General features: G+C 65.2%; 9 protein-coding genes. 3 read left to right on the forward strand and 6 right to left on the reverse strand.

Annotated elements, in window-relative coordinates; all coding sequences use genetic code 11:
* Positions 1 to 50: 50 nt before the first annotated feature.
* Positions 51 to 938, forward strand: a complete 888-nt coding sequence (locus tag BM374_RS27960; RefSeq protein ID WP_092299814.1) for a 50S ribosomal protein L11 methyltransferase — start codon at positions 51 to 53, stop codon at positions 936 to 938.
* A gap of 4 nt (positions 939 to 942) precedes the next feature.
* Here the strand turns inward: BM374_RS27960 and BM374_RS27965 are convergent, their stop codons facing one another.
* Positions 943 to 1,125 carry a hypothetical protein gene (locus BM374_RS27965; RefSeq protein ID WP_092299817.1) on the reverse strand — a complete coding sequence of 61 codons (183 nt, stop codon included), beginning with the start codon at positions 1,123 to 1,125 and terminating at the stop codon, positions 943 to 945.
* Between the two features lie 185 nt (positions 1,126 to 1,310).
* Here BM374_RS27965 and BM374_RS27970 point away from each other — a divergent pair, with 185 nt between their 5' ends.
* On the forward strand, positions 1,311 to 3,140 hold the full coding sequence (locus tag BM374_RS27970; protein ID WP_092299820.1) for an aminopeptidase P family protein: 1,830 nt from the start codon (positions 1,311 to 1,313) through the stop codon (positions 3,138 to 3,140).
* Positions 3,141 to 3,235: 95 nt separating this feature from the next.
* On the forward strand, positions 3,236 to 4,516 hold the full coding sequence (locus BM374_RS27975) for a multidrug effflux MFS transporter (protein ID WP_092299949.1): 1,281 nt from the start codon (positions 3,236 to 3,238) through the stop codon (positions 4,514 to 4,516).
* Between the two features lie 167 nt (positions 4,517 to 4,683).
* Here BM374_RS27975 and ligA read toward each other — a convergent pair whose 3' ends face one another.
* From ligA to ftsZ, 5 genes are all read right to left on the reverse strand, one after another.
* Positions 4,684 to 6,831, reverse strand: coding sequence for an NAD-dependent DNA ligase LigA (gene ligA, locus BM374_RS27980; protein ID WP_092299823.1), 2,148 nt, complete (start codon positions 6,829 to 6,831; stop codon positions 4,684 to 4,686).
* 169 nt (positions 6,832 to 7,000) lie between these two features.
* Positions 7,001 to 8,671 (reverse strand): DNA repair protein RecN, encoded by a 1,671-nt coding sequence (gene recN, locus BM374_RS27985; protein WP_092299826.1) that lies wholly within the window; start codon positions 8,669 to 8,671, stop codon positions 7,001 to 7,003.
* Between the two features lie 24 nt (positions 8,672 to 8,695).
* A complete protein-coding gene (locus BM374_RS27990) occupies positions 8,696 to 9,586 on the reverse strand; it encodes an outer membrane protein assembly factor BamD (RefSeq protein WP_092299828.1) in 891 nt (296 codons plus the stop codon).
* Between the two features lie 235 nt (positions 9,587 to 9,821).
* The gene (gene lpxC, locus BM374_RS27995; protein ID WP_092299830.1) at positions 9,822 to 10,784 is read right to left on the reverse strand and encodes a UDP-3-O-acyl-N-acetylglucosamine deacetylase; all 963 of its coding nucleotides are present in this window, start codon (positions 10,782 to 10,784) and stop codon (positions 9,822 to 9,824) included.
* 363 nt (positions 10,785 to 11,147) lie between these two features.
* Positions 11,148 to 12,947, reverse strand: coding sequence for a cell division protein FtsZ (gene ftsZ / locus BM374_RS28000; protein WP_092299832.1), 1,800 nt, complete (start codon positions 12,945 to 12,947; stop codon positions 11,148 to 11,150).
* Between the last annotated feature and the right edge of the window lie 6 nt (positions 12,948 to 12,953).

Below are 12,953 nucleotides of genomic sequence, written 5' to 3' on the forward strand. Positions count from 1 at the left end.
GGAAAATTGGGAGCAAAAGTTCCCAAAATTGAGCCCAACGGACCCTTATAATGCAGCCTTCCCCCACCCATCGCGCCAGCTTTTCGATCGGCACTGAAGCCGCAGCCAAGCGCGTTGTCGACGTGTTGACCGAGATCTTTTTCGAGGGCGATGCCGCAGTCGCCGCCTTCGAGCGGCCGGATGGGCAATGGGATGTCACGCTGCATTTTGCCGATGCGCCGGATCAGGCACTACTGCGCGAACTCGTTGGAAATTCAGCGGGAAGTGATGTGGCGGCCAAGCTTGCCTTCGACACGGTCGAGGCCAAGGACTGGGTCAAGGCGAGCCTGGAGGACCTCGTCCCGGTGCCGGCAGGACGCTTCGTCGTCCATGGCAGCCACGACCGCGACCGCGTGCCGCCCAACAAGCTCGCCATCGAGATCGAAGCGGCGCTCGCCTTCGGAACCGGACATCACGGCACCACACGTGGCTGTTTACTTTTGCTTGACCATGTCTTGAAACACGGGCGGCCGAAGCGCGTGCTCGATCTCGGCACCGGAACCGGTGTGCTGGGCATCGCCGCCGCCAAGGCGCTGCATCGCGCCGTGCTGGCCTCCGACATCGATCCGCCTTCGGTGCGTGTCGCGGCTGAGAACGCGGCCTTGAACGAAGCTGGCCATCTTGTGCGGGTGATCCGCGCCACCGGCTTCGCCGCGCCGGATTTTGCCAAAAGCGGCCCGTTCGACCTGGTGCTCGCCAACATCCTCGCCAATCCGCTGCGGCAATTGGCAGGACCGATGACCAGGCATCTCGCGCCCGGCGCTCGCGTCATCCTCTCCGGCCTGTTGACCCACCAGGCTCCAGCCGTCATCGCCGCTTACCGTGCGCGCGGCCTCGTGCCGCTTCGGCATCTGCGGATCGAGGGCTGGAGCAGCCTGTTATTGCGGAAACTCCCGTAGACCGTCACTCCGCCGCCGGCTTATCCTCCCGCCGCATCGCTTGTTCACCCTGCAACGCGCGCCTGGCACGACGCTCGGCGACGCGTTCGATCATGTGGCGGATGAGGCCGCGCGGCTTCTTCGGTGTCGTTGCGGCCGGAGCGCGGCGCGCCGGCGGCGAAATCTTCTCAAAGGTGAACGCTGGCATCGTGTGTCCCCTCGCCATTGAGACGAACCACTTGCTCGAATTTCCCTGTTATCAGGACGAAGCGCAACTGCCGCATCCACTACTCCACTCAATTCGAATGGAACATTTTCAAGCACAGTCCATGCCAGATGAGACGGCAATTGCGTCTACATTGCGGACTGATCTCCATGATCCTAAACTGAGGCATGTTCGAAGCACACTTCCAGACATTCGAGGAGCCCGAGGCCGGCGTCGCATTGACGGCGCGCCTGGCTGCGCTCCGTGAAGAACTCACCCGCCGCAAATTGACCGGCTTCGTCGTTCCACGTGCCGACCAGCAACAGAATGAATATGTGGCGCCCTCCGAAGAGCGGCTCGCCTGGCTGACCGGCTTCACCGGTTCGGCCGGGCTTGCCGTCGTGCTGGCCCAGGAAGCCGCATTGTTCGTCGACGGCCGCTACACGATCCAGGCGGCCAAGCAGATCGATGCCAGGGCGTGGGCGGTGGAATCGCTGATTGATCCGCCACCGGAGAGCTGGGTCTCGGCGCATCTCAAGTCCGGCGATCGCCTAGGATTTGATCCGTGGCTGCACACTTTTGCAGCAGCCGAACGACTCTCTGCCGCCTGCGCCAAGGTTGGCGCCGAGCTGGTGGCCGTCGAGAGCAATCCAATCGATGCGATCTGGCAGGACCGGCCGCAGCCGCCGGTCGCGCCCATCGCGATCCATGGCCTGCAATATGCCGGCGTCGCCGAGGCCGAGAAGGTGGCGCAGATCAAGGCCGAGATCGAGAAACTAGGCGCCGATGCACTGGTGCTTTCCGACAGCCATGCAGTCGCCTGGACCTTCAACATCCGCGGCGCCGACGTCGCACATACGCCGCTGCCGCTGTCCTACGCGCTGGTGCCCAAGGTCGGGCGGCCCACTGTTTTCATCGACCAGCGCAAGCTCTCGAACCTGACGCGCGATCATATCGAGCAGTCGGCCGATGTGCGCGAGCCCGATGCTCTGACGCCGACGCTGATGGCGCTCGCCAGCAGCGGCGCCGCAATTGCGCTCGACAATGCCACCGCAGCCGACGCCCTGAGCCGGCTGATCGCGGGCGGCGGTGGCAAGCCTTTGCGCGGCAGCGATCCGATCGCGCTGTTGAAGGCCGTCAAGAACGCGACCGAGATCAAGGGCACTCAGACAGCTCACCGCCGCGACGCAATCGCACTGGCGCGCTTCCTCGCCTACATCGATCGCGAGGCGGCAAGCGGCAAGCTGACGGAGATCGACGCCGTGGAAGCGCTGGAAACGTTCCGCCGCGACACCGGTGCGCTGAAGGACGTGTCGTTCCCGACCATCTCAGGCACCGGCCCCAACGGCGCCATCGTGCATTACCGCGTCACCCGCAAGAGCAACCGGCGGATCGTGCCCGGGGATCTCCTGCTGATCGATTCCGGCGCACAATATGAAGACGGCACCACCGACGTCACGCGCACCATGGCGATCGGCGAGCCGACGGAGGAGATGCGCGACCGCTTCACCCGCGTCCTGCGCGGCCATATCGCGATCGCGCGCGCCGTCTTCCCCGACGGCACCACCGGCGCGCAGCTCGACACGCTGGCGCGGCAATATCTGTGGGCTGCCGGCGTCGATTTCGAGCATGGCACCGGCCACGGCGTCGGCAGCTATTTGTCGGTGCACGAAGGACCGGCACGGATCTCAAAACTCGGTACTACGCCGCTGAAGCGCGGCATGATCCTCTCCAACGAGCCCGGCTATTACAAGACCGACGGTTTCGGTATCCGCATCGAGAACCTCGAGCTGGTGGTCGAAGCCAGTATCAAGGGCGCCGAAAAATCGATGAACGCGTTCGAGACGCTGACGCTTGCGCCGATCGACCGCCGGCTGATCGCGACCTCGATGCTGAGCAAGGAGGAACTCGCCTGGCTCAATGCCTACCACGCGCGTGTCCGCACCGAAGTGGGACCGGCGCTGGATGAGGCGACGAAGGCGTGGCTCGAGCAGGCTACGGCGGAGTTGACGGTCTAAATCGGTCACAAGACTGCTGCGCCTTGACGCCGCGTGCATAGCCGTATTCCGAAATGGCCATATTCGCTCGCGATGCGATGCGGCTAGTGTCCGGCATGCACGGCATGATCAGCAGGCCGCCGGAAGCGGCGACGAAGAGCATCGCAACCTCGCGCGTGGTGTTGCTGCTGCTGGTCGTCATGACCGGGATCGCGCCGATCTCGCTCTACATCCTGGTCCCGGCGCTGCCCGTGCTGGCGACGACATTCGGCCGGGACATCTCCATCGCGCAGATGACGGTGTCGCTCTACATGGTCGGCATCGCGCTATCGCAGCTCATCATGGGACCGCTGTCGGACAAGCTCGGCCGGCGCCCGGTGCTGCTTGGCGGCCTTGCCTTGATGGTCGCAGCGAGCGTCGCCTGCATCTTCGCCGAGACGCTGCCACAGCTGATCGCCGCACGTTTCTTCCAGGCGCTCGGCGGCGCCTCAGGCATGGTGATCAGCCGCGCCATCATCCGCGACATCTACGAGCGCGACCGCGTCGCCTCGATGATCAGCCTCGTGGTCGCGGCCCTGATGATCGGCCAGATGGTCTCGCCGCTCACCGGCGGCTTGATCGAGACGGCGTTCGGTTGGCGTGCGATCTTCTACGCCGTCACGGCCGGCGCGGTTGCGGTCGCCGTCGGCATCGCGATCGCGTTGCCGGAGACGCGTCGCGACCGCGCCGTCGGCAGCGGCGGCTTTCGCAACGACTTCGGCACCCTGATCAAGAGCCGCGCCTTCATCGGCTACGTGATGTGCCAGGTCCTGGCGTCCCAGATCATCTTCACCTTCGCCGGCGGCGGCCCGTACGTCGTCGTAACGCAGATGGGCCGCAGCAGTGCCGAATACGGCGCCTGGTTCGCCACGACCGGCTTTGCGTATCTGGTCGGCAACCTGCTCTGCGTGCGCTTTGCGCCGCGGCATTCGCTGGCGAAACTGATCTGGTTCGGGCTCGCCTTGCAGCTCTGCGGCAGCCTGTTGAACCTGGTCTGGAGCTTGAACGGCTGGAACGAAGCTCCAGGCTGGCTGTTCGGCACGCAGATGATCGTGATGGTCGGCAATGCCTTCGTGATGGCGAATTCCGCGGCCGGCGCCATCAGCATCCGCCCCGAAGCCGCCGGCACCGCCTCGGGCGCGATGGGCTTCCTTCAACAGGGCATCGGCGCGCTGATGTCGCAATTCGGCGCCTATCTCGGCGGCCACTCGGCTACTACGCTGCCGCTCACCTCGGCCATCCTCGCCATCTCGCTGCTCTGCGCGTGCATGATGATCTTCGTGGTGCCTCGGCGGGAGATGGTGGTGAGCGAGGCACTGATCGAGCAGGCGGAAGAGGAAGAGACAGGGATGATGTGACGCTTCCCCTCTCCCCTTGCGCGAGAGGGTGGCTCGCCGCAAAGCGGCGAGACGGGTGAGGGGTTTCTCTCCGCGAATGAATCTCTCGCAGTTGCATCCGCGGAGAGAAACCCCTCATCCGACGCTTCGCGCCACCTTCTCCCACAAGGGGAGAAGGAAGAAGAAGCTCACTCCCCGATCAGCTTCAACCACTCGTCCTCGGTCAACACCTTGACGCCGTGCTTGTTGGCGTCCGCGAGCTTCGAACCCGCGCCGGGACCGGCGACGACGAGATCGGTCTTCTTCGACACCGAGCCGGAGACCTTGGCGCCCAACCGCTCCGCGGTCGCCTTGGCCTCGTCGCGCGTCATCTTCTCCAGCGAGCCCGTGAACACCACGGTCTTACCGGCGACCGCCGAGTTGCTCTTCGGCTTCTCGGCGTCGACGATCTCGACCTCCCTGGTCAGCCGCTCGACAATGCCGCGGTTGTGGCTCTCGCCGAAATAATCGGCGATGCTCTTGATCACGGTGTCACCGATCTGGTCGAGCGCGTCCATCTCCGCCATCGCCTCCTCGTCGCCGTTGGCGACCTTGAGGCAGGCCTCGTGGAAGGCGTCCCAGGAGCCGTAGCCGCGCGCCAGCGCCAGGGCGGTGGTCTCGCCGACATGGCGCATGCCTAGGGCATAGACGAAGCGCTCCAGCGCGATTTTGCGCCGGCTCTCGATGGCGCCGAACAGATTGCGTACCGAGGTCGCGCCGTAGCCCTCGATGTCCTCGAGCTTGAGCTTCGCGTTGCGCTTCTCCAGCGTGAAGATGTCGGCGGGCTCCCTCACCCAACCTTCATCGAAGAAATACTGGAGCTGCTTCTCGCCGAGGCCGTCGATGTCGAAGGCGCGGCGCGACACGAACAGCTTGAGGTGCTCGATCTTCTGATAGGGGCAGGCGAACTCGCCGGTGCAGCGGGCACGCGAGCCCTCTTCGCCCGTCGCGGTCTCCTCGCGCGTGACGTCGGTGTGCAGCGGGCACGGGCATTTCTTCGGGAAGTGGAATTCCTTGGCGCTATTCGGCCGCTTGTCGAGCACGACATCGACGACCTGCGGTATGACGTCGCCGGCGCGCTGAATCACGACCGTGTCGCCGATCCTGATGTCGCGCCCCTCGCGGAGCACCTCGCCCTTGTTACCGATGCCCTTGATGTAGTCCTCGTTGTGCAGCGTGACGTTCTGCACGATCACGCCGCCGACGCCGACCGGCTCGAGCTTGCCGACCGGCGTGAACGAGCCGGTGCGGCCGACCTGGATCTCGATGTCGCGGAGCACCGTCATGGCGCGTTCGGCCGGGAATTTGTGCGCGATGCCCCAGCGCGGCGTGCGCGAGACGAAGCCGAGCCGCTCCTGCCAGTCGACGCGGTCGACCTTGTAGACGACGCCGTCGATGTCGTAATCGAGCTTCGCGCGCTGCTCCTCGATCGAATGATGGAAGGCGAGCAGCTCCTCGACGGAGTGACAGAGTTTCGTCAGTGGATTGGTCTTGAAGCCGCAGCGCTCGAACCAGTGGATCATGCTGCTCTGCGTGCCCTCCGGCATCGCGCTCATCTCGCCCCAGGCGTAGGCGAAGAAACCCAGCGGACGCGAGGCGGTGATGGTCGGATCCTTCTGCCGCAACGAGCCTGCGGCGGAGTTGCGCGGATTGGCGAAGATGGTGCTGCCTTCCGCCTTCTGCCGCTCGTTGAGCGCGAGGAAGGCTTTCTTGGTCATGTAGACCTCGCCGCGCACCTCGCAGATGTCGGGGATGTTGCGCCCCTTCAGCTTCTGCGGCACGTCTTCGAGCGTACGGATATTGGCGGTGACGTCCTCGCCCTCCGCCCCATCGCCACGCGTCGCCGCGGTGACCAACTCTCCGCCCTCATAGCGCAGCGACATCGAAAGGCCGTCGATCTTCGGCTCGGCGGAGAAATTGACCTTGTCGTCGTCGAGCTTCAGGAAGCGAACGATACGGCCGACGAAGTCGCGCACGTCCTCCTCGGCAAAGGCATTGTCGAGCGACAGCATCGGCACGGCGTGCCGCACCTTCCTGAAGCGGCCCGACGGCGCCGCGCCGACCTTCTGCGACGGCGAATCCCCGCTGACAAATTCAGGAAAGCGCTTTTCGATCGCGTTGAAACGCTGACGCAGCGCGTCGTACTCGGCGTCGGTGACGGTAGGCGCATCTTCCTGATAGTAGCGCCTGTCGTGCTCTTCGAGCTCGAGTGCGAGCCTGATGTGCTCGACCTTGGCCTGCGCCTTGGTAAGGTCGGCGACGTCACGAAGTGGTCTTGATTTTGCTGCTCTGGCCATGGTGCTTGGATACGACGGAGCGGGTGGCACGGTAAAGGCGTGTGGGAATCTCGTGCCCCGGACGCAGTGCAACGCCCCCGGCGATGCGAAGCATCGTCCGGTGCGGTGCGCTGCAGAGCCGGGGAGTTCTGGGTCTCGGCTCGCGCCGCGCGCGTCCGGGACACGAAGCCTAGCTCGCCGCCTTGAGCAGCCGGTCCGCGGCGGCCCGCGCCTCGGCCGTGATCTCGGCGCCGGCGAGCATGCGGGCGATTTCCTCGCGGCGGTGGTCGTCGGCAAGCGCATTGACGCGGGTGGCAACGCGCTTGCCCTTGTCCAGCGCATCCTTGGAGATCAACAGATGCTGGTCGGCGCGGGCGGCCACCTGAGGGGCATGGGTCACGGCCATCACCTGGACCTTGCCGGCAAGCCGCCCCAGCCGGGCTCCGATGGCATCCGCGACCGCGCCGCCGACGCCGGTGTCGATTTCGTCGAAGACGAGCGTCGGCGCGGAGCCGCGGTCGGACAGCACGACCTTGAGCGCCAAGAGGAAGCGCGAAAGCTCACCGCCGGAGGCGACCTTCATCATCGGACCCGGCTTGGTGCCTGGATTAGTCTGCACCCAGAATTCGACACGGTCGAAGCCTTGCGGGCCTGGCGCGGCCTCGTCCGATGTGACCTGGGTGATGAATTTGGCGCGCTCGAGCTTGAGCGGCGCGAGCTCGGCGTTGACGGCCTTGTTGAGCTTCTCCGCCGATTTCTGCCGCGCGGCAGAGAGCTTCTTCGCCGCTGCCGCATACCGCGCATCGGCCTCGATTGCAGCCTGCTCCAGCTTCTTCAAGCGCGACGCACCGGCATCGATCAGCACGACGTCGGCGGCGTATTTGGCGGCCAGTGCCGCCAGGCCATCGACCGGCGTCGAATATTTGCGCGAGGCGGCGCGCAGAGCGAACAGCCGCTCTTCGATGCGCTCGAGCTCGGCCGGGTCGAAATCGGTTGCGGCAAGCGCCGCCTGGAGATGCTGGTCGGCCTCCTCCAGCGCGTTGATGGCGACGTCGATCGCCTTCACGGCGGGCTCGACCAGCGCCGGCGAATTGACGCCGCGGCGCTCCAGCCGGCGCACCGCGGCCGACAGCGCAGCGACCGGCGAATGATGGCCGCCGACGACCTCCTGCGCCTCCCGCAGATCGGAGGCGATCTTCTCGCCCTGCATCATGGTGGTGCGGCGATGGGCCAGCGAGGTCTCCTCGCCGTCCTTGGGCGCGAGCTGCTTGAGCTCGTCGGAGGCGTGGCGCAGATAATCAGCTTCACGCGCGGCGCGCTCCATGCCGGCGCGATGCTCTTCCAGCTCGGTATTGGCGGAGCGGCGCGCGTCCCAGAGTGCTTCGACAGCCGCGACATCCTTTTCGAGGCCGGCAAAGGCATCGAGCAGGCGGCGATGCGTGGCGGCATCGACCAGCGCGCGCTCGTCATGCTGGCCGTGGATCTCGACCAGTGCGGCGCCGACCGCCTTCAGCGTCTGCACGCTGATCGACTGGTCATTGATGAAGGCGCGGGTACGGCCGTCGGCGAGCTGGACACGGCGGAGGATCATCTCCCCGGTATCGTCGAGCCCGTTTTCGGCCAGGATTTTCGTCGCGGGGTGATTCTTCGGGATATCGAAGACGGCGGTGACCTGACCCTGCTCCGCGCCATGGCGCACGAGGCCCGCATCGCCGCGGCCGCCGAGCGCCAGCGCAAAAGCATCGAGCAGAATGGATTTGCCCGCACCGGTCTCGCCGGTCAAAACCGCAAGTCCGGTGGCGAATTCGATATCGAGCCGTTCGATCAGGACGATGTCACGGATCGACAGACGCGCCAGCATGGAACCAAATTTCCTAGCCGAGACCTAGAGGCCTATCTTATTGAAGGTCCGGCTGATCCAGGACCCCTGATTCTCGCTCGGCTCGAGACCGCCGGATTTTACAAGATTATAGGCGTCCTTGTACCAGCGGCTGTCAGGAAAATTGTGGCCGAGCACGGCGGCGGCGGTCTGGGCCTCGCCGACGATGCCGATCGACATATAGGCCTCGGTGAGGCGGTAGAGCGCTTCCTCGACGTGGCGCGTGGTCTGGTACTGCGTCACGACGGCCTTGTAACGGTTGATCGCGGCGGTGTAGTCGCGCTTCTGCATGTAATAGCGGCCGACCGCCATTTCCTTGCCGGCGAGCTGGTCGCGGGCGCCCTCGATCTTGGCCTTGGCGGACGTCGCATATTCGGACGTCGGATATTTGCGCACCACCTCTTCCAGAGCGGCGATCGCCTTCTCGGTGCGGCCCTGGTCGCGATTGATGTCCGGGATCTGGTCGTAATGCGAGGCGGCGATCAGGTACTGCGCATAGGCAGCGTCCGGGCTGCCGGGATGCAGCGTGACGTAGCGGGTCGCAGCACCGATGCAGCTGTCATAGTCGCCGCCCTGGTAGGACGCGTAGGCCGACATCAGCAGCGATTTGCGCGCCCAGTCCGAATAAGGATGCTGGCGGTCGACTTCCTCGAACTTCTTGTTCGCCGCCTTCATGTCCTTCTTTTCGTTCATGAGGTACAAGCCCTCATTGTAGATCTTGTCGGCGGGCTCCTCGACGAAGGTGTCGTCCTTGTTGAGAAACTTGTCCCAGAGCGCGCCGGTGCCGCAGCCCGCCAGCGGCAAGGCAAGCACGAAAAGGGTCGCGGCCTGAAGCAGCCGACGTGTCCCGATCGGAGAAACCAAGAGATATCCGCGCGTCATACGCTGTGCCGACATGAATTTTAGACCTGACGCCCTGTGATGCGGTGCCCGCTAGCCCATGATCCCCATCATGGGCGCGAAATGTAACCGTGGTGCCTGCCACGCGACCACGTCGGTGTAACCGAAAATCGATTGTTAACCCATCGGATAGGCAGGCATTCCGCCCGGAATAAGGCGAAAACGCCGCAATCCTAGTCGATCATGGTTACCAGGAGTTTCCCGGAGAAAGGCCGCCGACCGCACTTGGCGTTCAGGACACGTCCGGCCCGTAGGCCGCGGCGATCCGGCCGCCAACGATACCGCTGCCAACCTCGACCACGGGACGCGTGGTGCGGCGGGCCGCCTCACCCTCGACCACCCGCCAGGCGGTACGGTCGGCGAGCATCGCGGTCAGGACAGCGTGGTTGAGCTTGTGGCCGCCGCGCACCGAGCGATAGGCACCAAGCAACGGCAGGCCGGCCAGCGCGAGATCGCCGATTACGTCCAGCACCTTGTGGCGGGCGCATTCATCGGCGTAGCGCAGGCCCTCGGCGTTGAGCAGTCGCTCGTCGTCGAACACGACGGTATTTTCGAAGGAGGCGCCAAGCGCATAGCCTGCGCTCCAGAGCCGGGCAACATCACCCATCAGACCGAAGGTCCGGGCACGGCCGACTTCGCGGCGGAAGCGTTCCGGATTGACATCGAAACCATAGCTCTGCTGGCCGATGACGGGATTGGTGAAGTCGATCTCGACCTCGGCGCGGAATCCATTGGCGTAGGGCCGGATCTCACCGAAGGCGTCACCCATCTTGACCGAGACCGGCTTCAAGACCTGGATGAACCGGCGCTGTGCCGGCTGGCTGACGATGCCGGCCTGATCGATGGCCGCGATGAAGGCCGCGGCGCTGCCGTCCATGATCGGTACTTCCGGACCATCGACTTCGATGATGGCGTTGTCGACACCCATGCCCCGCAGCGCAGCAAGCACATGCTCGGCGGTGGAGATCAGCGGACCGTTGCGGTCGCCGAGGACGGTCGCCAAATCGGTTGCAACGACCTGCTCGGCGGTCGCTTGGATCTCGCGGTCACATCCCTCAAGTCCGGTGCGGACAAAAATAAAACCCGCATCGATAGGTGCAGGTCCCAACGTGAGGGTGACGGGAAGACCGGAATGAACGCCAACGCCGGCCACGGTGGCTTGCGCACGAAGCGTTGTTTGCCGGCTAAATTTCATCAGGAACCGCCCCACTACGACCCATTGCGACTTATACTAGACCCGACTGATCGATTGAGATCGACCGTCCGAATCTCCGTATCCCCAAGTCACGCCCGAACCATAGTCACTGCCCTAAACAGCGCCAACTCACGCTTTTTTACCGATTGTTACCCCAAACCCGCCGTATTCGCGCCAAGGCTTAACCAAATTGCGCCGGGGATTTGGACCGATAGCGGCAGCTTTAGTGAAGCACCCAACAGGTAATTAATGATTTAAAATCAGTTGCTTGAGTGCGCAATCCGGGCATGCACGGGACAAAAGGAAAGGTCCCGGCGAGCGTCTCGCCGGGACCTTTTTGCGTCTGCCTTATTGTAACAATCCTCAGGTCGCCTGCCGCCGCAGGAAGGCCGGGATATCAAGATGGTCGTCTCCCTGTGGCGCCGGCGCAACAGGTGCGGGGCGGCCATGGGCGTCGAGGCCTTGTGGCGCTGGCCGGCGGGCATATTCCGATACCGGCTCGCTGGCGGCGATCTGTTGCTGCACCGTCCGCTGCGGCTTGCGCTCGGGCAACGCCGGCATGGCGGGACCGGCGGTGCGGGCAGCGATCGGGGCCTCGGTGTCCTCGTCACGACGGCCGAGGCCGACATTGGCGAGACGCTGGAGCAGCGACAGGCGGGTCTTTTGCGGGGTCTCCTCGTCCACCTCGCCACGGGCCTGACGAAGCTCGGCCTGGGCCGGCATCGGCAGCTCGTCGAGGCGCGGCATGCGTGGCGCGCGGGGCGGCGCACGCTCGGCCTGCGGCGGGATGAAGGTTTCCGGCGTCATCGGCTCATGCATGGCGAGCGGCGCCTGCTCAGGTTCCGGAAACAGCGTGGGCTTCTGCGCGATCGGACGCACGGTGACGTCGCCATAGGTCTGCGGCGCGGGTGCCGGCGGCACCTCTGAAACGGCAGCGGCAATGGCGGCAAGCGCGGCGCGCTCGACATTGGGGCGCGGAGCGACCGGTGCTGCGGCGGCCGGCGCGGGCGCCGGGACCTGGGCTTCCAGCTTGTGGGCGCGCTCCGCCAGGCGCTGGTTGTCGGCGCGAAGGCGCGCGGTCAGGTCGGCGAGACGGCTCTCGGCGGCGACGGCGGGAGCCGCGGGAGCCTGCTGCAGCTGTTGCGGCGCGGCATTCGCGACCGGAGCGGAGGTCGCCTGGCTGTTGCGGGCGATTGCGGCCTGCTCAATGCCGGTGGCAACGACCGAAACGCGGATCAGACCATCGAGCGCCTCGTCGAAGGTGGCGCCAACGATGATGTTGGCGTCCTGGTCGACTTCCTCGCGGATGCGGGTCGCGGCTTCGTCGACCTCGAACAGGGTGAGGTCCTTGCCACCGGTGATCGAGATCAGGAGGCCCTTGGCGCCCTTCATCGAGCTGTCATCGATCAGCGGGTTGGCGATCGCGGCTTCCGCGGCGGTCAGCGCGCGCTTGTCGCCGGAGGCTTCGCCGGTGCCCATCATCGCCTTACCCATCTCACGCATGACGGCGCGGACGTCGGCGAAGTCGAGGTTGATCAGGCCTTCCTTGACCATCAGGTCGGTGATGCAGGCCACACCCGAATAGAGCACCTGGTCGGCCATCGCGAAGGCGTCGGCAAAGGTGGTCTTCTCGTTGGCCACCCGGAACAGGTTCTGGTTCGGGATGATCAGGAGCGTGTCGACGACCTTGTGCAGCTCGTTGATGCCGGCTTCGGCGGTGCGCATGCGGCGGCCGCCCTCGAAGTGGAACGGCTTGGTGACGACGCCGACGGTGAGGATACCCATGTCGCGCGCGGTCTTGGCGATGACGGGAGCTGCACCGGTGCCGGTGCCGCCGCCCATGCCGGCGGTGACGAACACCATGTTGGCGCCCGAGAGATGATCGCGGAGCTCGTCGATGACTTCTTCTGCCGCGGCGGCGCCGACGTTCGGCTGCGAACCTGCGCCGAGCCCTTGCGTCACGGCGGTGCCCATCTGCACGATGCGCTGCGCCTTCGACATCGTCAGCGCCTGCGCGTCGGTGTTGGCGACCACGAAGTCGACGCCCTGCAGGCCCGCCGTGATCATGTTATTGACGGCGTTGCCGCCGGCGCCTCCGACGCCGAACACGGTGATGCGGGGCTTCAACTCGTGAATATCAGGAACGTTGATGCTGATGGTCATGTTTGC

The sequence above is a fragment of the Bradyrhizobium sp. Ghvi genome, from assembly GCF_900115265.1.
Taxonomy (GTDB): Bacteria; Pseudomonadota; Alphaproteobacteria; order Rhizobiales; family Xanthobacteraceae; genus Bradyrhizobium.